20 protein-coding genes are annotated in these 20,336 nt (G+C 71.8%); 12 read left to right on the top strand and 8 right to left on the bottom strand.

The window, feature by feature from the left end; genetic code table 11:
- Window positions 1-4: 4 nt before the first annotated feature.
- From IG99_RS31165 to IG99_RS31150, 4 genes are all read right to left on the bottom strand, one after another.
- Entirely contained in the window at window positions 5-559 is a 555-nt protein-coding gene (locus IG99_RS31165; protein ID WP_037679838.1) for a PadR family transcriptional regulator, read from the bottom strand.
- A gap of 29 nt (window positions 560-588) precedes the next feature.
- Window positions 589-2,604, bottom strand: a complete 2,016-nt coding sequence (locus IG99_RS31160) for an NADPH-dependent 2,4-dienoyl-CoA reductase (RefSeq protein ID WP_037679837.1) — start codon at window positions 2,602-2,604, stop codon at window positions 589-591.
- Between the two features lie 117 nt (window positions 2,605-2,721).
- Window positions 2,722-3,090, bottom strand: a complete 369-nt coding sequence (locus IG99_RS31155) for a hypothetical protein (RefSeq protein ID WP_037679835.1) — start codon at window positions 3,088-3,090, stop codon at window positions 2,722-2,724.
- Between the two features lie 98 nt (window positions 3,091-3,188).
- Entirely contained in the window at window positions 3,189-4,067 is an 879-nt protein-coding gene (locus IG99_RS31150) for a hypothetical protein (protein WP_037679832.1), read from the bottom strand.
- A gap of 226 nt (window positions 4,068-4,293) precedes the next feature.
- On the opposite strand from IG99_RS31150, the gene IG99_RS31145 reads away from it, so the two are divergent.
- Complete coding sequence (locus IG99_RS31145) at window positions 4,294-6,366, top strand: SpoIIE family protein phosphatase (RefSeq protein WP_078948013.1); 2,073 nt, start codon at window positions 4,294-4,296, stop codon at window positions 6,364-6,366.
- An 83-nt stretch (window positions 6,367-6,449) separates the two neighbouring features.
- Entirely contained in the window at window positions 6,450-7,145 is a 696-nt protein-coding gene (locus IG99_RS31140; RefSeq protein WP_051866100.1) for a hypothetical protein, read from the top strand.
- Window positions 7,146-7,160: 15 nt separating this feature from the next.
- Here IG99_RS31140 and IG99_RS31135 read toward each other — a convergent pair whose 3' ends face one another.
- Window positions 7,161-7,949 (bottom strand): putative protein N(5)-glutamine methyltransferase, encoded by a 789-nt coding sequence (locus IG99_RS31135; protein WP_037679826.1) that lies wholly within the window; start codon window positions 7,947-7,949, stop codon window positions 7,161-7,163.
- A 267-nt stretch (window positions 7,950-8,216) separates the two neighbouring features.
- On the opposite strand from IG99_RS31135, the gene IG99_RS31130 reads away from it, so the two are divergent.
- Complete coding sequence (locus IG99_RS31130; RefSeq protein WP_051866121.1) at window positions 8,217-8,609, top strand: MarR family winged helix-turn-helix transcriptional regulator; 393 nt, start codon at window positions 8,217-8,219, stop codon at window positions 8,607-8,609.
- 13 nt (window positions 8,610-8,622) lie between these two features.
- Here the strand turns inward: IG99_RS31130 and IG99_RS31125 are convergent, their stop codons facing one another.
- Window positions 8,623-9,366 carry a GNAT family N-acetyltransferase gene (locus IG99_RS31125; RefSeq protein WP_037679822.1) on the bottom strand — a complete coding sequence of 248 codons (744 nt, stop codon included), beginning with the start codon at window positions 9,364-9,366 and terminating at the stop codon, window positions 8,623-8,625.
- A 284-nt stretch (window positions 9,367-9,650) separates the two neighbouring features.
- On the opposite strand from IG99_RS31125, the gene IG99_RS31120 reads away from it, so the two are divergent.
- The 5 genes from IG99_RS31120 to IG99_RS31100 all read left to right on the top strand — a co-directional run bounded on the left by IG99_RS31120 (window position 9,651) and on the right by IG99_RS31100 (window position 14,107).
- Window positions 9,651-10,256, top strand: coding sequence for a sulfite oxidase-like oxidoreductase (locus IG99_RS31120; RefSeq protein WP_037679998.1), 606 nt, complete (start codon window positions 9,651-9,653; stop codon window positions 10,254-10,256).
- Window positions 10,249-11,019, top strand: coding sequence for a ferredoxin reductase (locus IG99_RS31115; RefSeq protein WP_037679818.1), 771 nt, complete (start codon window positions 10,249-10,251; stop codon window positions 11,017-11,019). Before IG99_RS31120 ends, IG99_RS31115 begins: the two co-directional genes overlap by 8 nt.
- Window positions 11,020-11,149: 130 nt before the next feature.
- Complete coding sequence (locus tag IG99_RS31110; RefSeq protein WP_037679997.1) at window positions 11,150-11,734, top strand: Rv1733c family protein; 585 nt, start codon at window positions 11,150-11,152, stop codon at window positions 11,732-11,734.
- Window positions 11,735-11,873: 139 nt separating this feature from the next.
- Window positions 11,874-12,842, top strand: coding sequence for an acetylxylan esterase (locus IG99_RS31105; RefSeq protein WP_037679815.1), 969 nt, complete (start codon window positions 11,874-11,876; stop codon window positions 12,840-12,842).
- A 95-nt stretch (window positions 12,843-12,937) separates the two neighbouring features.
- Complete coding sequence (locus tag IG99_RS31100; protein ID WP_037679814.1) at window positions 12,938-14,107, top strand: EstA family serine hydrolase; 1,170 nt, start codon at window positions 12,938-12,940, stop codon at window positions 14,105-14,107.
- 77 nt (window positions 14,108-14,184) lie between these two features.
- Here the strand turns inward: IG99_RS31100 and IG99_RS31095 are convergent, their stop codons facing one another.
- Both IG99_RS31095 and IG99_RS31090 read right to left on the bottom strand, forming a co-directional pair.
- Complete coding sequence (locus IG99_RS31095; RefSeq protein WP_037679811.1) at window positions 14,185-14,925, bottom strand: class I SAM-dependent methyltransferase; 741 nt, start codon at window positions 14,923-14,925, stop codon at window positions 14,185-14,187.
- A gap of 10 nt (window positions 14,926-14,935) precedes the next feature.
- A complete protein-coding gene (locus IG99_RS31090; protein ID WP_037679809.1) occupies window positions 14,936-15,493 on the bottom strand; it encodes a PadR family transcriptional regulator in 558 nt (185 codons plus the stop codon).
- A gap of 69 nt (window positions 15,494-15,562) precedes the next feature.
- On the opposite strand from IG99_RS31090, the gene IG99_RS31085 reads away from it, so the two are divergent.
- The 4 genes from IG99_RS31085 (at window position 15,563) to IG99_RS31070 (ending at window position 20,303) form a co-directional block, all read left to right on the top strand.
- Window positions 15,563-15,970: a nuclear transport factor 2 family protein gene (locus IG99_RS31085; RefSeq protein WP_037679806.1), complete on the top strand. Its 408-nt coding sequence runs from the start codon at window positions 15,563-15,565 to the stop codon at window positions 15,968-15,970.
- A 373-nt stretch (window positions 15,971-16,343) separates the two neighbouring features.
- A complete protein-coding gene (gene rho, locus IG99_RS31080) occupies window positions 16,344-17,498 on the top strand; it encodes a transcription termination factor Rho (protein WP_037679803.1) in 1,155 nt (384 codons plus the stop codon).
- 266 nt (window positions 17,499-17,764) lie between these two features.
- Window positions 17,765-19,792, top strand: coding sequence for a S8 family serine peptidase (locus IG99_RS31075; RefSeq protein WP_037679801.1), 2,028 nt, complete (start codon window positions 17,765-17,767; stop codon window positions 19,790-19,792).
- A gap of 97 nt (window positions 19,793-19,889) precedes the next feature.
- Window positions 19,890-20,303, top strand: a complete 414-nt coding sequence (locus IG99_RS31070; protein WP_037679995.1) for an ankyrin repeat domain-containing protein — start codon at window positions 19,890-19,892, stop codon at window positions 20,301-20,303.
- The last annotated feature ends 33 nt before the right edge of the window (window positions 20,304-20,336 follow it).

Below are 20,336 nucleotides of genomic sequence, written 5' to 3'. Positions count from 1 at the left end.
GAGGTCACGCCGAGTCGTGCCGCTCCGCCACCACGGACAGTTCGGCCAGCGCCTCGGTGAGCCACTGGATCCAGAAGGTCTCCAGTTCGATGCCCGCGCGCAGGACCAAGTGCTGGAGCCTGGCCTGCGCGCCGCGCTGGCCGGGCGGGAAGTCGCGCTTCTCGATCTCCTCGTACTCGGCCAGCTGCAGCCGGTGCAGCTCCAGGTGGCGGCGCAGGTCGGCCTCGAGACCCGCGGTGCCGACGACGGCCGCGGCGCGCAGCCTGAGCAGCAGCGCGTCACGGTGCGGCTTGGGGTCCTGGGACGCCGCCGTCCACCGCGCCAGTTCGGCGCGGCCCGCGGGCAGGACCTCGTAGGCCTTCTTCTGTCCGCGGGCCGGCTGTTCGCTCGGCAGGGCCCGGATGTGGCCCTCGGCCTCCAGCCTTCCCAGCTCGCGATAGATCTGCTGGTGCGTCGCCGACCAGAAGTAGCCGATCGACTTGTCGAACCGGCGGGTCAGATCCAGCCCCGACGAAGGCTTCTCGAGCAGGGCGATGAGGATCGCGTGCGGGAGTGACATGGGGTCATCCTAGGGACGGCTCTGGAGGGCTAGAGGGCGGCCGCGACCTCGGTGCCCTGCTTGACGGCCCGCTTGGCGTCCAGTTCGGCGGCCACGTCCGCACCGCCGATGAGGTGCGCCTTCGTGCCGGCGGCCACCAGCTCCTCGTACAGGTCCCGACGCGGCTCCTGTCCGGTGCACAGCACGATGGTGTCGACCTCCAGGACGGTGGACTCCTCACCGACGGTGATGTGCAGACCGGCGTCGTCGATGCGGTCGTAGCGCACGCCCGGGACCATGGTGACGCCGCGGTGCTTGAGCTCGGTGCGGTGGATCCAGCCGGTGGTCTTGCCGAGGCCCGCACCGACCTTGGTCTCCTTGCGCTGGAGGAGATGGACGGTGCGGGGCGGGGCCGGGCGCTCGGGGGCGGCCAGGCCGCCTGGCGCCTTGTAGTCCATGTCGACGCCCCAGTGCCGGAAGTACGTCCGCGGGTCCTCGCTCGCCTTGTCGTCGCCGTCGGTGAGGTACTCGGCGACGTCGAAACCGATGCCGCCCGCGCCGAGGATCGCGACCCGGTCGCCGACGGGTGCGCCGTCGCGCAGGACGTCCAGGTAGCCGAGGACGCGGGGGTGGTCGACGCCCGGGATGTCGGGGGTGCGGGGGGTGACTCCGGTGGCGACGACGACCTCGTCGAAGTCGGAGAGGTCCTCGGCGGTGACGGGCGTGTTCAGGCGTACGTCCACGCCGTGGGCGTCGAGCTGGTGGCGGAAGTAGCGCAGCGTCTCGTCGAACTCCTGCTTGCCGGGGACCTTGCGGGCGACATTGAGCTGGCCGCCGATCTCGCTCGCGGCGTCGAAGAGTGTGACGTCGTGGCCACGTTCGGCGGCGCTCACGGAGCAGGCGAGGCCGGCCGGGCCCGCGCCGACGACCGCGACGCGCTTGCGCAGCCGGGTCGGGGAGAGGACCAGCTCGGTCTCGTGGCAGGCGCGCGGGTTGACCAGGCAGGAGGTGATCCGGCCGCTGAAGGTGTGGTCGAGGCAGGCCTGGTTGCAGCCGATACAGGTGTTGATGGCGTCGGGCGTGCCCGCGGCGGCCTTGTTCACGAAGTCGGGGTCGGCGAGCATCGGGCGGGCCATCGACACCATGTCCGCGCAGCCGTCGGCGAGCAACTGCTCGGCCACTTCCGGGGTGTTGATGCGGTTGGTGGTGACCAGCGGGACGGACACCGCGCCCATGAGCTTCTTGGTGACCCAGGTGTAGGCGCCGCGCGGCACGGAGGTCGCGATGGTGGGGATGCGGGCCTCGTGCCAGCCGATGCCGGTGTTGATGATCGTCGCCCCGGCGGCCTCCACGGCCTTCGCGAGGGTGATCACCTCGTCCAGCGAGGAGCCTCCGGGCACCAGATCCAGCATGGACAGCCGGTAGATGACGATGAAGTCCTCGCCGACCGCCTCGCGCACCCGCCGGACGATCTCGACGGGGAAGCGCATGCGGTTCTCGTACGTTCCGCCCCAGCGGTCCGTGCGGTGGTTGGTCTGCCGGGCGATGAACTCGTTGATGAGGTAGCCCTCGGAGCCCATGATCTCCACACCGTCGTAGCCGGCCTGCCGGGCGAGGCGGGCGGCGCGGGCGTAGTCGTCGATGGTGCGCTCGATGTCGGCCTCGGTGAGCTCTCGGGGCACGAAGGGGCTGATCGGCGCCTGGAGGGGGCTCGGGGCGACGAGGTCGCGGTGGTAGGCGTAGCGGCCGAAGTGCAGGAGCTGCATCGCGATGCGGCCGCCCTCGCGGTGCACGGCGTCGGTGATCAGACGGTGCTGCCCGGCCTCGGCGTCGGTGGTGAGTTTCGCTCCACCCTCGCCGGGGCGTCCCTCGTCGTTGGGGGCGATGCCGCCGGTGACGATGAGGCCCACTCCCCCGCGGGCCCGGGCGGCGTAGAACTCCGCCATGCGCTCGAAGCCGCGCTCGGCCTCTTCCAGGCCTACGTGCATGGAGCCCATGAGGACGCGGTTGGGCAGCGTGGTGAAGCCCAGGTCGAGCGGGCTCAGCAGGTGGGGGTAACGGCTCATCGGGCCCTCCGTGCGGGGTGTGGTGCCCTCCGTTGTAGAGGACCCGCACAGCATTGTGCAACTAGTTGCACTAATTCTTTTGCAACTAGTTGCACAATGACCCGGGCGGCCGGGGCGTCAGCGGCTCGCCAGCCGGAGGTGCAACTCCCTCTCCTGGTCGCCGGAGGCCGCGGTCAGGTTCTCCACCGAGAACAGGCCGTCCAGGGTGGTGCGGAACCGCTCGATGGCCCAGTAACCGCCCTGCACGTCGGCCGTGACGGAGGCCTGGAGATGGGCGGGACGGGCTCCCTCGTGGGGGTCGGCGACGTCGAACGTGCCGAGCCACACCATGGGTCGCGTCTCGTGCAGTTGCTCTGGCACGTCCTCGTCGCACCGGTCGGAAGAGAAGCACGCGCACAGCGTGTCGAACACGACCCGCGCGTCCTCCTTGCTGCAGTCGCTGATCGCGACGGAGACGGATTCCTCGTGCGGACGCTCGCTGTCCATTTCGTGAACGCTCCTCTCATGGCGGGACTGCGGTACCGCGAGTTCCCCACGAAACCGCACTTCATCCCAGGGAAGCCCCGGGAAGCACATGCGGCACCTCAGCCGCGGGTGAAGCGGTAGGTCTTGCTGTCCGTGAGGACACAGAAGCCCGGCGAGACGACGATCACGCGCAACACCGCCGTACGGCGGTCGTAGTCGACGCCCTCCGCCTCGAACGTGCCCGAACAGGAACTGCGCAGGGGCAACTGACGCAGGGCGGTGACATGCCCGGACACGTCCGACGCGCCGTTCGGCGGGGCCGACAGGTCGACCTGGAGCAGCGGCTTGGTGATGCCGAACAGGGTGCCCGCGGGGTCGTCGGAGGAGCACAGCAGCCGGGTCGCGTCGACGAAGTCACAGCCCTGGACGTCCCGTACGGCGTGGTCGAGGCGGACCGTGGACGCCTGCGGCAGGTTCGCCGACGGCGAGGTGGCCGGGTTCACGCCCGGGGTCGGGAAGACCAGCAGCCGGCTCATGGTGCCCCACTCACCGGCCACCATCCACTGACCGTCCGGCGACACCGCGACCCAGGAGTTGTTCAGCGCCTCCCCGGAGCTCAGCGTGTGGACGTACTCCGACCAGCCGCCGCCGGGCGCCTGCGCGCGGAACATCTTGGTGGTCCCCGAGTCCCGTTGGTACGGCTCGATGTAGTGGCCGTCGTAGGAGGCGTCGGGGTCGCCGACGTGGTTCCACCCGCGAGTGCTGAGGCCGAGGGGGATCGTGCCGATGCCCGTGTAGCGGTTGGCGCTGCCCGCGGGGATCTCGACCGAGGCCAGGCCCTGGCTCTCGGTCAGCGGATCGGCGCGGTCCGAACCGGCCTCGGTCCAGGTGTCGGCCGCGGCGGCGGGCGGGGCGGCCGACAGTACGGCGGCGGTGGCGAGGGCGACCAGACCGGTCAGGGCCAGGTGACAGCGGTGCCGGAGGGTGCGCGGGGGCATGAACCGACTCCTCGGTTGGGGGGTGGGAGGTGATCGGCGGACAGTCTGGCGGCACCCGATAGTCATGTACAGACCAAAGAACAAAACGCGGGGTGTCGAGGGGACGCCGGGCCCACTCTCGGGGGATGGTGGAGGCCGGCGTGGAGATGAGGTTGAGCGCGGTGCAAGGTGGGGAGTCGGCACGGGAGACAGGCGTGCTTCGCGGACGGCGGAGGCGGTGCTTGCGATGAGTGCAGCCGGGTCGCCCGCATCCGAGGGCGGTGCACCGGTACGCGAGCCGGTGCGGCCGAGCGGACTGCTCGACGTGCTGAACGTGGCCTCGGTGCTGTTGGACGCCCGGGGACACATCGTCCTGTGGAGCCCGCAGGCCGAGGAACTGTTCGGCTACCCGGCCGAGGAGGCGCTCGGCCGGTACGCGGCCCACGTCATGGTCCACGAGCAGCACCACGACCTCGCGGTGAAGCTCTTCGCCGACGTGATGGCCACCGGCGAGGGCTGGGCGGGCGCCTTCCCGATCCGGCGCAAGGACGGCAGCACACGGCTGGTGGAGTTCCGCAACATGCGGCTCCTGGACGAACAGGGCCAGGTCTACGCGCTGGGGCTCGCGACCGACCGCTCGACCCTGCGCCGGCTGGAGCGGGACGTCGCGCTGTCGACGCGGATGGTCAACCAGTCACCGATCGGACTCGCCGTCCTGGACACCGAACTGCGTTACGTGTCGATCAACCCCGCCCAGGAGGACATCGACGGCATCCCGGCCGAGGAGCACGTGGGCCGTACACCCCGCGAGCTGCTGCCGCGGCTGGACGTGGACACCTTCGAGTCGGGGGCGGAGGAGGTGCTGCGGACCGGCCGGCCGCTCGTCGATCTCTCCCTCGTCGGCCGCACCCCGGCCGACCCGGACGAGGACCACGCCTGGTCGCTCTCGCTGTACCGGCTGGAGGACACCGCCGGGACCGTGCTGGGCGTGGCCGCGTCGATCGTGGACGTCACCGACCAGCACCGGGCGGGCGTCGAGGCCGAGGCCGCCCGGCGGCGCCTGGCGGTGATCGTCGATGCCTCCGCCCGCATCGGCACCACCCTGGACCTGGACCGTACCGCCCGTGAACTGGCCGACGTGGCCGTACCCGAACTCGCCGACATCGCCGCCGTGGACCTGCTCGACGCGGTCGTCGGCGGCCGGCGCACCGGCCTCGGTCCCGCCGAACCTGCGGTGATCCGCGCGCTCGCCGTCCGGGCGGACCACTCCCCGGAGGGCCTGGAGGCGGCGGACCCGCCCGGGCAGGTGGCCCGCTACGGGCACGACCGGCTGATCACGGAGTGCGTCCGCACGGGACGGCCGGTGCTGGTGGAGCGGGTGACGGACGAGGACCTGGCACGCATCGCCCGCTCACCGGAGGCGGCCGGGCTGCTGGGGCGCGCGGGCGTCCACTCGTATCTCGCGGTACCTCTGATCGCGCGCGGCGAGGTGCTCGGCGCGCTCGACCTGAAACGGGCCGGCAATCCGCTGCCGTTCGGCCGGGACGACCTGTTGCTGGCCAAGGAGCTGGCCGCCCGCGCCGCCGTGCAGATAGACAACGCCCGCTGGTACCAGAACGCCCGCGACACCGCCCTCACCCTGCAGCGCAGCCTGCTGCCGAGCCACCCCTCGGTGACGGGCGGCCTGGAGGTCGCCTCCCGCTACCAGCCCGCCGGGGCCACCACCGAGGTCGGCGGGGACTGGTTCGACGTGATCCCGCTGGAGGGCGGCAAGACAGCGCTCGTCGTCGGCGACGTGATGGGCAGCGGCATCAGCGCCGCCGCCACGATGGGCCGGCTGCGCACCGCGACGAACACACTCGCCTCCCTCGAGCTCGACCCCGCCGTGCTCCTCGAACACCTCGACCGGATCACGCAGAGCCTCGACCACTCCATCGCCACCTGCCTCTACGCCGTCCACGACCCCCAACTCCGGCAGTGCAGGATCGCCAACGCCGGGCATCTGCCGCCGGCCCGCGTCCGGGCGGGCCGTCCGCCGGAGCTGCTCGACCTGCCCACCGGAGTACCGCTCGGGGTCGGCGGCGTGGCGTTCTCCACCACCACCGTCGACTTCGCGCCCGGCGACCAGTTGGTGCTCTACACCGACGGGCTGGTCGAGACGCGCAGGCATTCCCTGGACGAGCGCCTGGACACGTTGCTGACGCTGCTCGACGACCCCGCGCGCCCGCTGGAGGAGGTCTGCGATCTCCTGCTGCGCACACTGCACCACCCGGACAATCACGACGACGTGGCGCTGCTGATCGCTCGCGCGCGGACGTAGATTCACAGGCGATCATTACCGGTTCTTTACCGACCGCATTCCACAATCACAGCAGGGCGGTACCGCGAGCGAGGGAGTGGGCCGTGACGCAGGATCCGGATCGGAACAACATCGACGGCGGCGCACCGGGCGAGTGGGAGGTCCTCGCGGGACCCGGCGGGCCGGAACGGGAGCGGACCTCCCTGCGCGAGCTGTGGCAGCGGCGGTCCGTCCGCGCCCGGACGGTGATCGTGGCCACGGCCGTGGCCGTCCTGGCAGTGGGCGGCACCGTCGCCTACGCGGCGAGCTCGGGCGGTTCGGACGGCGGGGCCGCTCCGGCGGCCGCCGCTTCCGCCTCGCACTTCCCCGAAACGCCCCGCGGCCACCACGGCGGCGGCCCCTGGGCCGGGCTCGGCGGCGACGCGGTGCACGGCGAGGCGACCGTGAAGGACCGCGACACCGGCGAATGGATCGTGCGGATCTGGCAGCGCGGCACCGTCGAGAAGGCCGACGGCGACCAGGTCACCGTCAGGAGCGAGGACGGCACCGCGTGGACATGGGCGGTGGGCAAGGGCGCCACCGACCGGCGCGACGGTTCGTCGGACCCCGTGCAGAAGGGCGAGACCGCGTACCTCGTCGGTGACCTCTCGAAGGACGGCACCCGCACCGCGATCCGCGTCCGCGCGGGCTCCGACGACAAGGGCCCGGGCAACTGGCGCGGCAAGCGGGGGCACGGGCCGTGGGGCCACGGCGACCGCACCCCCTCCCCTCAGCCGTCGGGCAGCGGCGCCCGGACCTGATGACGCCTCGGACGACTAGGTTCTGGTGCCGATCACCACGTGGGCGTGCCACTCCTCCGAGACGGTCAGTTCGGTGGTCAGGCCGACGCGGGTGAAGGCGTCCACGGCCGTCGGCGCCTGACGTTCGCTCGTCTCGACCAGCAGCACTCCCCCGGGGGCCAGCCACCCCGGTGCCCCGGCGGCGACCCGGCGCAGGACGTCGAGCCCGTCGGCGCCTCCGTCGAGGGCGGTCAGCGGCTCGTGATCGCGGGCCTCCGAGGGAAGCAGCGCGACCTCCTCGGTCGGGACGTAGGGCACGTTGGCGGCCAGGATGTCCACGCGCCCCCGCAGCGCGGCGGGCAGCGCCTCGAACAGGTCACCCGTGTACACCTGGCCGCCCCGGCCGGCGACGTTGCGGCGGGCGCAGCGCACGGCGGCCGGGTCGATGTCGGCGGCGTGCAGCTCGACCGGGCCGAGCGCGGCGGCCAGGGCCGCGCCGAGCGCGCCGGAACCGCAGCACAGGTCGACCACGACCCGGGCGTGCGGCGCGCGGGCGAGGGCCCGGTCGACGAGGAACTCGGTACGGCGGCGGGGCACGAAGACACCTGGTGCCACCTGGATGCGCAGACCGCGGAACTCGGCCCAGCCGAGGACGTGTTCGAGGGGCAGGCCCGCGACGCGGCGCTCCACCATGGCGGCGAGTTCGTCCGGCGTACGGGCGGTGGTGAGAATCAACTCGGCTTCGTCCTCGGCGAAGACACAGCCGGCGGCGCGCAGCGCGGCCACGGCGGAGTCGCGGGACGGAGCGGGAACAAGTGGAGGCATGGAAAGCCGAGAGCCTTTCGGGAGCCGAAGGGCGCTCTCGCGTGTCGCCTATGAGCGGCGGTCCACGCCATCTCGAGGTGAGAGCACCCGACCTGACACAGCGGTAATGGGTCCCACCTCCTCGGCTCCGCGCGGCTGGGTCCCTCCACAGCCGGACGCTCACCCTACCGTGGGGCGGCCTTGGGAACCCGCCCAGTTGTACTATGCAACCAAGAGTGAACGGGAGGGCGAGTGGCAGCCGAGGCCGTGGAGACCATCCAGCGCGAGATGACGAGCTTCGCCCGTCGCGCCCGGGCGACGGCGGGCCGCATGCACCCCGAGCTGTCCCTCGTCTCATACACCCTGCTCGCCCACCTGGAAGGGAGCGATGGCTGTCGCGCGACCGACCTGGCCGCGCACTACGGCCTGGACAAGTCCACCGTCAGCCGCCAGGTGACCGCCCTGGAACGCGCCGCCCTGATCGAACGCCGTGTCGACCCGGACGACCACCGCGTCCAGCTTCTGCACCTCACCGACCCCGGCCGCCGCATCCTGGCCCAGGTCACCGAGAGCCGCCGCACCGCCTTCCAGGAACGTCTGGAGGACTGGCCGAGCGAGGACCTGGAGCGGTTCGCGGCCTATCTCGTGCGCTACAACGGCTGGTCGGCGCCGGAGGACTGATTCCGTCGGCCGGCTACGGCACCGCCACCGCCCGTTCCTCTCCCAGCCGCTGCGGTGCCCGGGCCGCCAGGAACGCCGTGGTGCGGCGCAGGCGGAAGCCGAGGGACTCGTAGAGGCGGATGGCGCTGGTGTTTCCCGCGCCGGTGTGGAGGAACGGGGCTTCGCCGCGTTCGCGGATGCCGTGGGCCACGGCGAGGACGAGGCGGGAGGCGAGGCCCTCGCCGCGGAAGGCGGGGTCCGTGCAGACCGCGCTGATCTCGGTCCAGCCCGGCGGGTGCAGGCGTTCGCCGGCCATGGCGATCAGGGCGCCGTCGCGACGGATTCCGAGGTAGGTGCCGAGTTCGATGGTGCGGGGCAGAAAGGGGCCGGGCCGGGTGCGGGCGACCAGGTCGGTCATCTCTTGGACGTCGGCGGGGCCGAGGCGGACGGCCTCCGGGTCCGGTGCGGCGGCCAGACCGTCGTCGACGAACTGCGCGCCCTCGATGCGGGCGGTGATCTCCCAGCCGTCGGGAACCTCCCCGCCGAACCCCGGCAGCGGCACCTCGGCGCCGGGTCCGGCGAGTGCCGCGAGGTCCGCCCAGTCGGCCGGCTCCGGCTCGTCGGGCAGGGCCAGCCAGGGCGAGACGTCGACGGGGTAGCGCAGGACCCGGCCACGCCGCTGCGCGAAGTGGGCGTGGGGGCCGGTCAGGGCGGCGAGGGCCGGGTTGTCGAGGATGTGCGGCCGCGCGGCCCTCGGGACGGTCTCCGACGTGCTCATATGGCGGCCTCGGCGATGACGGGGGCCTCGGTGGACCGGATCCCGGGGGTGGAACCGTGCCGCGGCCTGTCGCACCGCGGGAAAGTCTGCGCCTGTCGCATGGTTCGTGTTCTCCTTCGCTCTCGCCACGTCACCGGCCGCTCGCTCCGTCCGGCCCGGCACCAAGAGGAAAGAAGGCCTGTTCAGCGGCTATTCCCGGGGCGCCGGTGTGTTCATACGGCCTTAACGATCTGCGGGTGGGCGACGGTCCGGGGCACCCCTGGCGGGCACGTACGGTGGAACGCATGCACGTCACACGAGGCTTCACAGGCCGCCCCCGTGTCACCCATGCCGGACTGCCGCCCGGGCAGTACGACGCCGGCGACGACTGGCCCGTCCTGTCCGCGGAGGTGACGCCCGACCTCGCACCCGCCGAGTGGACGTTCCGCGTCGACGGGATCGTGGAGCGGCCGCGCACCTGGGACTGGGACGAGGCGCAGGCACTGCCGGCGTCGGCGTACGAGGGGGACATCCACTGTGTGACGGGCTGGTCGAAGTTCGGGGTGCGGTTCGGGGGCGTCTCCCTGGACGCCTTCCTGGACGCCGCGCGGCCCCAGGCCTCCGCGACGCACGCCGTCGCCTACTCGCACACCGGGTACACCAGCAATCTGCCCCTGGCGGACCTGTCCGGTGGGCGGGCGTGGATCGCCTTCGCGTACGAGGGGAAGCCGCTCGCGCCCGAGCACGGTGGCCCGGCGCGGCTGCTGGTGCCGCATCTGTATTTCTGGAAGAGCGCCAAGTGGATCGCGGGCATCCGGATCCTCGGCCACGACGAGCCGGGGTTCTGGGAGCAGAACGGCTACCACGCCCGCGGCAACCCCTGGGAGGAGCAGCGGTACTCCGGTGACTGAAACCTTCACCTCCCCCGCCTTCACCCCGCCCACGCGCTTCGCCGTGCCCGGGCGGATCGCCGTGAGCGAGCAGACCGCCGGCGCGTGGCAGACGGCCACGCTCACCGAGATCCGCCGCGAGACGCCGCGGGCGGCCACCTTCCGCTTCGCGGTGCCCGGCTGGGCGGGGCACCTTCCCGGGCAGCACCTGATGCTGCGGCTGACCGCCGAGGACGGGTACGTGGCCCAGCGGCACTACTCCCTCGCGTCCGCGCCCGACGACCACGGGCACATCGAGCTCACGCTGGACCACGTCGACGACGGCGAGGTCTCCGGCTGGTTCCACACGGTGGCCCGGACCGGGGACCGGGTCGAGGTGCGCGGCCCGCTGAGCGGCTTCTTCGCCTGGCCGGGCGACCGGCCCGCGCTGCTGATCGGGGCGGGCTCCGGCGTCGTGCCGCTGATGTCGATGGTGCGGCACCACCGGGCCCGGGGGCTGGCGGTGCCGTTGCGGCTGCTGGTGTCCGCACGTGCCCCCGAGGACCTGATCTACGCCGACGAGTACGGCGCCGAGACCACGCCCCTGTTCACGCGGAGCGCGCCGGAGGGGGTGCCGGTGGGTCGGCTGGCGGCCGCCCATGTGGCACCGCTCCTGGCCGAGCCGCCGCCCGGCGGGTGGGAGGCGTACGTATGCGGCTCGAACGCCTTCGCCGAGCACGCGTCGCGGCTGCTGGTGCAGGCCGGCCAGCCAGTGGAGCGGATCCGGATCGAGCGGTTCGGCTGAGGGACGCCCGGAACGCACCCGGCGAAACCGTCCGACTCTTCCCGTTTGCGCCTCTTGGGTGAAGGATGTCCTGTGAACGGGGTAAGACATCCATGTGGGCACTCGTACGCGTGACGGCGAGGAGGTCGACATGCGAAGCCGGGTGCACGGCTGGCGCCGGCGTCCCAACCCCCTGCGACGCCGGTCCGACGTCGTGGAGAGGTGGACGCTGCTGATCGTGGCTGTGCTGCTGCTGGTGGGCGCGCCGCTGGCGGGGGCGGTGGCCGGCTGGTGGGCGCACGACGAGGCACGATCGGTCGCGGCGCAGCAGCGCGCGGACCGGCACCGGGTGCGGGCCGAGGTCATCGGCAAGATCCCGGACACACTGCCGTCGGTGGAGGGCGGCCAGGAGAACTCGTTCCGGGTGGCGGTGCGCTGGACGGAGCCCGGCGAGAAGGCACGGACGACCAAGGCGACCGTGCCGGCGGGGACGCGGACCGGTGACACGGTCGACGTGTGGTTCGACGCGCGCGGCCGCACGGTGGCTCCCCCGCCCGGCGAGACCGAGGTCTGGCAGCACACCCTGGCCATGGGCGCGTGCGCAGCGGGCGGCACGGTCGCCGTGATCCTCGTCGGACACGTGGTCGTACGCCGGGTGGCGATGCGGCACCGCATGGACGAGTGGGAACGGGCGTGGGCCCGCACAGAGCCGGAGTGGACCCGCCGCCGAGCCTGACGTCGCCTGACCAGCGGAATCCGCGGCTGATAACAGGGGCTCGTCGATGGCGTGCCGGCCTGTGAAGGTCTGGTCAGTCGTCCGACCCTCCACGTACCGTGTGATCATCCGCACGCTCTCTCCACGAAGGCGGTTGTTGATGGCCCTGTTCGATCTCCCTCTCGACGAGCTCCGCGAGTACCGCAGCACGTCCGCCGAACCGGCGGACTTCGACGCGTTCTGGTCCAAGACCCTCCAGGAGGCGCGTGAGCACGACCTCGACGCCCGCTTCGAGCCGGTCGACACGGGACTGAGCACGGTGCAGGTGTACGACGTGACGTTCGCCGGGTTCGGCGGTCACCCCGTCAAGGGCTGGCTCCGGCTGCCGGCCGGGGCCGAGGAGCCGCTGCCGCTGGTCGTGGAGTTCATCGGGTACGGCGGTGGGCGGGGTCTGCCGCACGAGAACCTGCTGTGGGCGTCGACGGGCAGGGCGCACTTCGTGATGGACACCCGGGGTCAGGGCAGCGGCTGGGGCGGCGGGGGCGCCACGGCGGATCCGGTGGGTGCCGGGGTCGCGTACCCGGGTTTCATGACCCGTGGCATCGAGGCGCCCGAGCAGTACTACTACCGCCGGGTGTTCACGGACGCGGTACGGGCGGTCGAGGCGGCCCGGTCGCATCCGCTGACGGACTCGGCTCGGACCGCGGCGATCGGGGGCAGCCAGGGCGGCGGCATCACGATCGCCGTGGGCGGCCTGGTCCCGGACCTGGTCGCGATCGCGCCGGACGTGCCGTTCCTGTGCGACTTCCCGCGCTCGGCGACGGTGACGGACCGTCACCCCTACCGTGAGATCGGGCTGTTCCTCAAGACACACCGCGGCCGCAAGGACGACGCCCTGCGTACGCTGTCCTACTTCGACGGTGTCCACTTCGCCGCGCGCGGCCGGGCGCCCGCCCTCTTCTCGGCGGCCCTGGAGGACCAGACGTGCCCGCCGTCGACCGTGTTCGCCGCGTTCAACGCCTGGGCGCACGACGACAAGACCATCGAGGTGTACGAGTTCAACGACCACGAGGGCGGCGGCCCGTTCCACGAGGAGGCCAAGGTGCGCTGGTTGCGGTCGTACGCCTGACCAACCCCTGGCGCTGCTGTCCGACCAGTCGGTACGTTCGGGTACGCCCGGGTCGCGGTGGCGCGGCCCGGTTCCCGACGGACGACGGAGGGCGCATGTCCGAACTGCACGAGCCACAGGTCCAGGGCCACTGCGACGCACGCTTCACCGCGCTGCGCACGACGTTCGAGGAGAACTTCCGCGACCGGGACGAGCTGGGTGCCGCCCTGGCCGTCACCGTGGACGGCGTGACCGTGGTCGACCTGTGGGGCGGCTGGGCGGACTCCGCGCGCACCCGGCCGTGGGAGCACGACACGCTGGTCAACGTGTGGTCGACGTCCAAGGGGCCGGTGGCGCTGTGCGCGCATCTCCTCGCCGACCGGGGGCTGCTCGACCTCGACGCGCCGGTGGCCGCGTACTGGCCGGAGTTCGCCGCCGCCGGCAAGGAGAAGGTCCAGGTACGGCATCTGCTGTCGCACCGCTCCGGCCTGTCCGGGCTGCGCGAGGAGCACTCGCTCGACCAGCTCTACGACTGGGAGCTGACGACCTCCCGACTGGCGGCGACGGAGCCCTGGTGGGAGCCGGGGACGCAGTCCGGGTACCACGCGCTGACGTACGGCTTCCTGGTCGGCGAGGTCGTCCGGCGGGTCACGGGGCTGCTGCCGGGTGCCTTCCTGGAGCGGGAGGTCACCGGACCGCTCGGGATCGACTTCACCGTCGGGCTGCCGGAGAAGGAGGCGGGGCGGGCCGCCGAGATGGTGCATCCGCCGGTCACGTCGAGCAGTGAACAGGCGGAGGTCTTCAGTCAGTTGACGCCGACGGCGATCGCCGCCGTGGCCAACCCGCTGGTCGGCGCGAGGCAGGCCAACACGCCCGAGTGGCGGGCCGCAGAGATCCCCGCGGCCAACGGTCACGGCACCGCGCGTGGGGTCGCCGCCCTGTACGGGATCTTCGCGGGCCGTGGGTCCTACGACGGCCACCGCGTCCTCTCCGAGGCGGCGGCCGAGCGGGTGCGCGAGGGGCAGGGGAGTTGCCGTGACCTGGTGCTGGGCGCCGGGTTGGAGCATGACACGGAGATCGGGCTCGGTCTGTGGCTGAGCGGTCCCAACGCCTCGTACGGGCCCAACCCGCGGGCGTTCGGCCACGACGGCTTCGGCGGCTCGTGCGGGCTCGCCGACCCGGAGGCGGGGGTGTCGCTGGGGTATGTGATGAACCGTATGGGCCCTCACATCGCGGACGATCCACGGAAGATGGCCCTGGTGGAGGCCCTGTACAGCGCTCTGTAGCGGGCTCGGCGTGCGTCCGGCGGCTCAGGAGGGTCCGGGGTTCAGAAGGGTCCGGGGGTTCAGAAGGGTCCGGGGGCTCAGGAGGGTCCGGGCCGGTCCGTCCTCCGCGCCTCGACCATCCGGACGCGTGGGCTTCCGTCGCCCCGGGTCCCGAACTCGGGCAGCGCGTGCAGGGTGACGTCGAAGCCGGCTCGCTCCAGCTCCCGTCCCACGTCACCGAGTCGGAAAGCGCGGTAGTACATGACGAAGCGCGGTCGCCACAGCGCGTTGCGCACCCGCATCACCGCGTCGAAGCCGAGCAGCATCCAGAACCCCGGGGACGAGGGTCGCGGCGGGGCGAGCACCGGGAAGGCGAACGTGCCGCCCGGCCGCAGCACGGAGCGCACCTGGCCGAAGACGCCCGGGAGTTCGTGTGGGAGGAAGTGTCCGAACGCCCCGAAACTCACCACGAGGTCGAAGGCGGACCTGAACGGCAGCGCGCGGGCGTCCGCACGCACCCACGCCACGGGCGGCCCCGCCGTCTCCGCACGCCGCCTCGCGACGTAGAGCATCCCGGCGCTGAAGTCGGTCCCGGTCACACCGCGCCGGCACACCCGCGCCAGCACGTCCACTCCGGCGCCCGTGCCGCAGCACAGGTCGAGCCCGTCGTCGTAGGGTCCCGTCCGCACCAGGGCCGCGCCTACGGCGTCGAGCACCGAGTCGGGCGTACGGAAGGGCGTGTGGTCGAACTTCGGGGCGAGCAGGTCGTAGCCGTGCTCCACGGACGACAGCGCCTGGACGGCGAGTTCGCGCAAGGTGGGGCCTTCGGGGCTGAACATCCGTGTCACCTCAGGCGACGCGCTGCTTGAGAACGGTGAGTACGCGCTCGCACCAGCGCACGTTCTCCTCCTCGAAGGAGATGCCGGCCATCAGTGTCAGGTACGGCCCGATGCGGTCGGCCTCGCTCAGGTACTCGTCCTCGGTGCGGCCGTCGAGGAGGCGTTCACGGACCCGGAGGTAGCGGTCGAGCTTGCCGCGCGCCCAGGTCATACGCTCCTCGATGAGGGCCCGGGTCGTCTCCGGGTCTCCGCCGTCCATCGCCTGGATCTTGATGAGGAGTTCGTCGCGGATGGCGGTGGGCCGACGCGGCGGCCGTTCGGCGAAGGCCCGCAGATCCTGTCGGCCGGCCTCGGTGAGCGTGAACATCCGCTTGTTGGGCCGTCGCTCCTGCCGCACGACACGGGCCTCGATCAGTCCGTCCTGTGCGAGGCGCTCCAGTTCGCGGTAGAGCTGCTGGGGCGTCGCCGGCCAGAAGTTGGCCAGGGACACGTCGAAGACCTTCGACAGCTCGTATCCCGAGGCCTCGCCCTCCAGCAGGGCGGCGAGGACGGCGTACCTGAGGGACATGTGGACACCGTAACAGCAGGTGACTACTCTCAACGAGACTACTCAACTAATTGATTATGAGGTGATTCGATGCGCGCGTTCCGCGAGGCGGTCGAGGCGGGCGATCTCGATGCGGTGGAGGCACTGCTGGCCGAGGACGTGCTCTTCACCAGTCCCGTCGTGTTCAAGCCGTACCCGGGCAGGGCGATCACCGCGGCGATCCTGCGGGCGGTGTCACAGGTCTTCGAGGACTTCCGGTACGAGCGCGAGCTCACCGGCGCCGACGGCCGCGACCACGCGCTGGTGTTCACGGCGCGGGTCGGCGACCGGGAGCTCAGCGGCTGCGACTTCATCCATCTGGACGAGAACGGACTGATCGACGAACTGACCGTCATGGTCCGCCCGTTGTCCGGCGCACAGGCCCTGGCGGCGGCCATGGGCGCACGATTCGAGCAGATCGCGAAGGAGGCGGAGGCTCGATCCTCCGCGCACTCCTGACGACGACGTCCTCAGTCGTCGCCGTTGCACCCCTGCCGGGGCGTCACGGGCCCTCTCCGCGGCCCGTGGCGCCCCGCTCGCGTTGTACGGCGGGGGAACAGGAGAGACCGGGGCGATGTTGAACGGACCAGAACGACCTGTGTCGTGGAACAGCGTCAGGTGTTACGCTGCCGACAGCACTCGTGCACGCCCCGTCGTGGGCGCCGGTGCCGTCTTCCTTTCAGTCCGCTGATCCGCAGGCCGGTTCAGGCTGATGCGGTCAGTTTCCCCGCACACCTCGTGAGCAGCGCTCTTGCGCCATGCCGAGGCACGTGTCTCTCTCCTCTTCCCCCCGCATGTCTCATGCCGCCCGTCCTGGAAAGGACCCGTCTTCATGACCACCGCTCTCGAACACCCTCCCGTACAGCAGCAGGCCCACCCCCAGCCCCAGCCGGTGACCGGTGTCCTCGACATCGACAGCAGCGGGAAGGGGCACCTGCGCTCCACGGACTGCCTGCCCACGCCCGCCGACCCGCAGGTCTCGCCCGCGCTGATCCGCCGCCACGGCCTGCGCAAGGGCGACCTGGTGGACGGCGTGCGTGGTGGGCGCAACTCCGTGACCGAGGTCGCGTACGTCAACGGCCGTACGCTCGACGAGCTGCGCGGCCGCCCTCACTTCCGCGACCTCACACCGCTGCACCCCCGTGAGCGCATCCGCCTCGAACACCCGGCGTCCGGGCTGACCGGACGCGTCGTCGACCTGGTCGCACCGGTCGGGAAGGGGCAGCGCGGGCTGGTCGTGGCGCCGCCCAAGACCGGCAAGACCGTGCTGCTCCAGCAGCTCGCGGCGGCGATCGCCGGCAACCACCCCGAGTGCCGTCTGATGGTGGTGCTGCTCGACGAGCGCCCCGAGGAAGTCACCGACATGCGGCGCTCCGTGCGCGGCGAGGTCTACGCCTCGACCTTCGACCGGGCACCGAAGCAGCACATCGGGCTGGCCGAGCTGGTCGTCGAGCGGGCCAAGCGGCTCGTCGAGGCCGGCGAGGACGTCGTCATCCTCCTCGACTCGCTCACCCGGCTGTGCCGGGCCCACAACAACGCGGCCGCCGCCGGCGGGCGCACCCTGAGCGGCGGAGTCGACGCGGCCGCGCTGCAGGGCCCCAAGCGGTTCTTCGGCGCCGCCCGCCTGGCGGAGGAGGGCGGCTCCCTCACCGTCCTCGCCACCGCCCTCGTCGAAACGGGCTCCCGAGCCGACGACTTCTACTTCGAGGAACTCAAGAGCACCGGCAACATGGAGCTCCGACTGGACCGCGAACTCGCCGCACGCCGTGTCTTCCCGGCCGTCGACATCACTCCCTCGGGCACCCGCCGCGAGGAACTCCTCCTCGCACCCACCGAGTTGACCGCGGTACGCGGACTGCGGCGGGCCCTGCGGACCCGCGACGGGCAGGCGAACCTGGAGACCCTTCTGGAGCGGATGCGGCAGTCCCCGGACAACGCGACGTTCCTGCGCCGGATCCAGCCCACCCTGCCGGGTGCCCCGGCCTGAGGTTGGTATCAGGTCGCTGATGGAGGCGCAGGCCGGCGCTGCTGTCGAGCGCCGTCCGGAGTGACAGCGAGCCCGGATGGGGGCCACCACCCCGGCTCGACGTGCAGGTGCACAGTCGCCCGCCTAGCGTGTTGGCGAACGGAAGCAAAACCACGCACCTCGGCGTGCCACCGGTTCGGACGGGCTTCGACGATGTGGGCGTGGGCAGTGCCGGGGCCCCATGGTTGCCCGGTGCGCGGCTTCCCCACACCCTCCGGGAGTTCGGCATGTCCCGTATCACGATCAACGGCGTGACGATGGACCCGCTGGCCCAGGCCGACGACCTGGCCACCGCGTCGCTGGTGTCCGAGGACGCCTCCGCGTCCAATTACCTGCTCGTCCAGACCACACACCCACCCACGGCCGAGGAGAAGGAAGAACTGGCGGCGCTCGGGGTGGTGATCCACGAATACGTTCCGGACGACACCTATCTGTGCGGCTTCCGGCCCACGGAGCTGGATGCCGTGCGCGCCCTGCCCTTCGTGGCCTGGGCGGACGTGTACTTCAAGGGCTTCAAGATCGCCCCGTCGCTCCGGTCGAAGCGGCTGCGCCCGGGGGTCGCCGTGCTGGCCGATCCCATGGAGGCGGTGGGTCCCCGGACCCGGACCGTCGACATCGTGCTGCACGAGGACGTCGAGGCGAGCTCGGACACGCTACGGGACCGGATCGCGGCGGCAGCCGGTGTCAGCACCGGCGACATCGAGCCCGACCGCGACAAGGTACGCATGACGGTCCGTGAGGAGGACCTGCCCGAGCTGGCCGGGCTCGACGAGGTGAAGGGGATCGAGGAAGTCCCGGAGAGGGTGCTGTACAACACCGTCGCTGGGAACCTGATGCACGCCCACGTGTCTCTCAACGGCACGAAGTTCCGGGGCGAGGGCCAGATCGTGTGTGTCGCCGACACCGGGTTCGACAAGGGGTCCGCCACCAATGTGCACCCCGCATTCACCGGCCGGGTCAAGCGCCTGGTCGCACTGGGCCGTACGAGCCCCGCGCGGACCGACGACCCCGACGGGCACGGCACCCATGTGGCCGGCTCCGTCCTCGGCGACGGGACGTCACAGTCGATGGGCGGAGCCATCACCGGCACGGCACCCGAGGCGAGACTGGTCCTCCAGTCCCTGCTGGCCGACGACGGCTCGCTGTCCGGCATCCCGCGGAACCTGCGTGACCTGTTCGAGCCGCCCTTCCTGGAGGACGGGGCGCGGATCCACACCAACTCGTGGGGTCCGACCACTCCGGGGCTTCCGTACAACAAGAGCGCGCGCGAGGTCGACCAGTTCGTCTGGGACAACAAGGACTTCGTCATCTGCTTCGCCGCCGGCAACGACGGTACGGACCGCGACGGCGACGGTCGTGTCAACCTGAGGGCCGTCAGCGGGGAGACCGGGGCCAAGAACGTCATCACGGTCGGCGCCAGCGAGGGCGACCGCCCCCAGATCCCTCACACCTATGACGACCTGAGGCCGCTCTCCTACCCCGCCCCGCCGATCCGCGGGGACAGGATGGCCGACAACCCCGCCGGGATGGCGGCCTTCAGCAGCCGCGGCCCGACCCAGGAGGGACGGCCCAAGCCCGACTTGGTCGCTCCCGGCACGGCGATCCTTTCGACGCGCTCGCGGATCGCGCCCGACGACGGTCGCTTCGGCGTCTCCACGGACCCCGCGTTCATGTTCGACAGCGGCACCAGCATGGCCACCCCGCTGGTCGCCGGCTGTGTGGCGGTGCTGCGCGAGACGCTGGTGAAGAACGGCACTGTGAAGCCCAGTGCCGCGCTCATCAAGGCCATGCTGATCAACGGTGCCGATGAGCTCAAGGGCCAGTACGTCCCCTCCGAGGCGGGCCCCTCGCCCAACAACAGCTCGGGCTTCGGCATCGTCAACCTCCAGCGCGCCGTCGTCCTGCCGACCGATGCCGGCCGGGCGGGCTTCACCGACGCCAAGGAACTGGACCAGGGAGAAGAGCGCGCGTTCGGCATCACGATCCCCGAGGGCGCGCCCAGCACCCTGAAGGTCACCCTCGTCTGGACGGACCCCCCTGGCCCGGCCCTGCAGAACGACCTCGATCTGATCGTCCGCGCAGGCGGCCAGGAACGCCACGGCAACATGGGCACGGATCCCGGGTTCGACCGCGTCAACAACGTCGAACAAGTGCACTGGCGGGACATCCCCGCCGGGGAGGCCGAAGTCGTCGTCCGCGCCTTCCGGATCACCCAGTTCGCCCAGCCGTACGCCGTCGCCTGGCGCGTCCTCTGACTCGCACCCGGGTGATGTCCCGGCCCGTCGGGCCGGCGCGCGTGCGGCGCCCGGCCCACCGCGGCGGGCGCGGCAGGGGTCACTAGTCTCGGTGATCGTGAACAGACGACGCCAGAAGAAGCTCACCAAGCGCCTGGTTTTCGCGGCGATGCTCGGCAGGGGCACCGAGGTGCGCGCGCTGCTGCGAGCCGGGGCCGATCCGGGGACGCCCGACGTCGAGGGCACCACGCCTCTCTACGCGGCGTCGGTGCACGGTGCCGCCGACATCGTCCGCGACCTGCTGGCGGCCGGCGCTCCACCCGATGCCGAGAGCGGACACGGTCAGGAGGGCACTCCGCTGTGCGGGGCCGCCTGCTGGGGCCACACGGAGGCGGTGCGCGCGCTCCTCGGACACGGGGCGGATCCGAACCTGCGGGAGGACCGGGGCACGGGCCTGTCGCCGCTGGACTGGGCGCAGAAGGGGCCGTATCCCGAGACCACGGCACTGCTGCGCGCCGCGGGAGCCCGGTAACCCCCACGCCCCACGCCGGTGACGGGTTCGTGT

Source organism: Streptomyces griseus subsp. griseus (assembly GCF_000720255.1).
Taxonomy (GTDB): Bacteria; Actinomycetota; Actinomycetes; order Streptomycetales; family Streptomycetaceae; genus Streptomyces; species Streptomyces griseus_I.
This window is presented reverse-complemented; position numbering and strand designations above follow the sequence as displayed.